Source organism: Massilia sp. TSP1-1-2 (genome assembly GCF_049896185.1).
In the GTDB taxonomy this organism is placed as follows: domain Bacteria; phylum Pseudomonadota; class Gammaproteobacteria; order Burkholderiales; family Burkholderiaceae_D; genus Telluria_A.
Genome location: NZ_JAFCTU010000073.1, coordinates 1 through 1,941, shown reverse-complemented (window position 1 = coordinate 1,941; position 1,941 = coordinate 1). Strand labels below are relative to the sequence as shown.

The following is a 1,941-nucleotide window of genomic DNA, read 5'->3' as shown; positions in this document are numbered from 1 at the left end:
GCACACGGCGCTCGATGAAGATGCGCTGATCGAAAAAATCAGGAACGTCCACTTTGTCGGCATCCGCTCGCGCACCAAAATTAATGAAAGAGTATTGCAAGCGGCCGATAAACTGATTGCCATTGGCTGCTTCTGTATCGGCACCAACCAGGTCAATCTGCGTGCAGCGATGGCCAAAGGCATTCCTGTTTTCAATGCGCCCCATTCCAATACTCGCTCTGTGGCTGAACTTGTGCTGGCCGAAGCCATCCTGCTATTGCGCGGAATTCCGGAGAAAAATGCACTGGTGCATCGCGGCGGTTGGTCGAAATCTGCAGAAGGCTCGTTTGAAGCCCGTGGCAAGACACTGGGTATTGTCGGTTATGGCAACATCGGCACTCAATTATCCGTGCTGGCGGAAGCGCTGGGCATGCATGTAATTTATTATGATGCCATCACCAAACTACCACTGGGTAATGCTCGTCAGCTGGGCACACTGGACGAGCTGTTGGCGCAAGCCGATGTCGTATCCCTGCATGTGCCTGAAATCGCTTCGACCGAAAACATGATGGGTGCCAAACAGTTTGCAACAATGAAATCTGGCAGCATCTTTATCAATGCCGCACGTGGTAGTTGCGTCGATATCGACGCGCTGGCTGCGGCGCTAGAAAGCAAACAACTCGGTGGCGCTTCGATCGACGTGTTCCCAAAAGAACCGAAAGCCAACGATGAAGAATTTCTGTCGCCGCTGCGTCGATTCGACAACGTTATTTTAACGCCGCATATCGGTGGCTCGACGTTGGAAGCCCAGGCTAATATCGGTCTGGAAGTGGCCGAGAAATTTGTCCGCTACTCCGATACCGGCGCCACGCTGTCGGCGGTAAACTTTCCGGAAGTGGCAGTGCCTTTGCTCGCTGGCAAGCACCGTTTGCTTCACATTCACAAAAATATCCCCGGTGTATTGTCTGCCATTAACGGCATTTTCGCTGAAAATGGCTTCAATATCTCGGCACAGAGCCTGATGACCAATGATGCGGTAGGATATCTGGTGATGGATGTCGATGTCGACTATTCCACCGTGGCGCTGCACAAGCTGCAGGAAATTGACGGCACGATTTGGGCCCGCGTATTGCATTGATGAACTGACACCAGACCATGATCGAAAAACTGCAAGCCATCGTAGGCGCGACCCACGTCAAAATAGATGCCGACAGCCTGGCAAACTGGGCTTGTGACGCAAGCCGCCAATATGCGCCGGCCGCCACAGCCATTGTGTTTCCAGCCAGCACCGAAGAAGTGCAAGCTATCGTCAAACTGGCAAATCTGGAAAAAATCGCTTTGGTGCCATCGGGTGGCCGCACCGGTTTGTCGGCCGGCGCCGTGGCCGCGCATGGCGAAGTCGTGGTCAGCTTCGACCGGATGAACAAAGTGCTCGAGTACTTACCTCTCGATCATATGGTGCGGGTCCAGGCTGGCGTGCTGACTGGGCAACTTCAGCAGTTTGCCATCGAGCAAGGGCTGTATTATCCAGTCAATTTTGCATCGGCCGGTTCCAGCCATATCGGCGGCAATATTGCCACCAACGCCGGCGGAATCAAGGTGATCCGTTATGGCATGACCCGCGACTGGGTGCTTGGTTTGACCGTCGTCACCGGCAACGGCGACGTTTTGCACCTGAACAAGGGTATGACGAAAAATGCGACCGGATATGACTTGCGGCATTTGTTTATCGGTGCCGAAGGCACGCTCGGTTTTATCACAGAAGCGGAGATCAGGCTAGAACGCCAACCGCGCGATTTGCGTGTGATGGTACTGGGTATGCCCGACTTCAATTCGATTATGCATGTCCTGGCGGCGTTTCAAGCTAGTGTAGTGCGTCAAACAAATTGAAGCTTATTAAGTTTGGCACGAGCGCGCGTGACTTTGGCAAGAATGTCGGTCGCTTTCGCGGTCCATATATAC

At 53.4% G+C, this 1,941-nt stretch carries 2 protein-coding genes; both read left to right on the top strand.

Annotated features, from left to right (window positions below; translation table 11 throughout):
* The coding region (gene serA, locus ACP7BV_RS26800; protein ID WP_426107943.1) for a phosphoglycerate dehydrogenase at positions 1-1,117 on the top strand (1,117 nt) is incomplete at its 5' end.
* Between the two features lie 17 nt (positions 1,118-1,134).
* Positions 1,135-1,869, top strand: a complete 735-nt coding sequence (locus tag ACP7BV_RS26795) for an FAD-binding oxidoreductase (RefSeq protein WP_426107942.1) — start codon at positions 1,135-1,137, stop codon at positions 1,867-1,869.
* The last annotated feature ends 72 nt before the right edge of the window (positions 1,870-1,941 follow it).

Excerpts from the sequence above, each read along its gene's own strand:
- ACP7BV_RS26795 (WP_426107942.1), top strand. The coding sequence starts at position 1,135 with ATGATCGAAAAACTGCAAGCCATCGTAGGCGCGACCCACGTCAAAATA.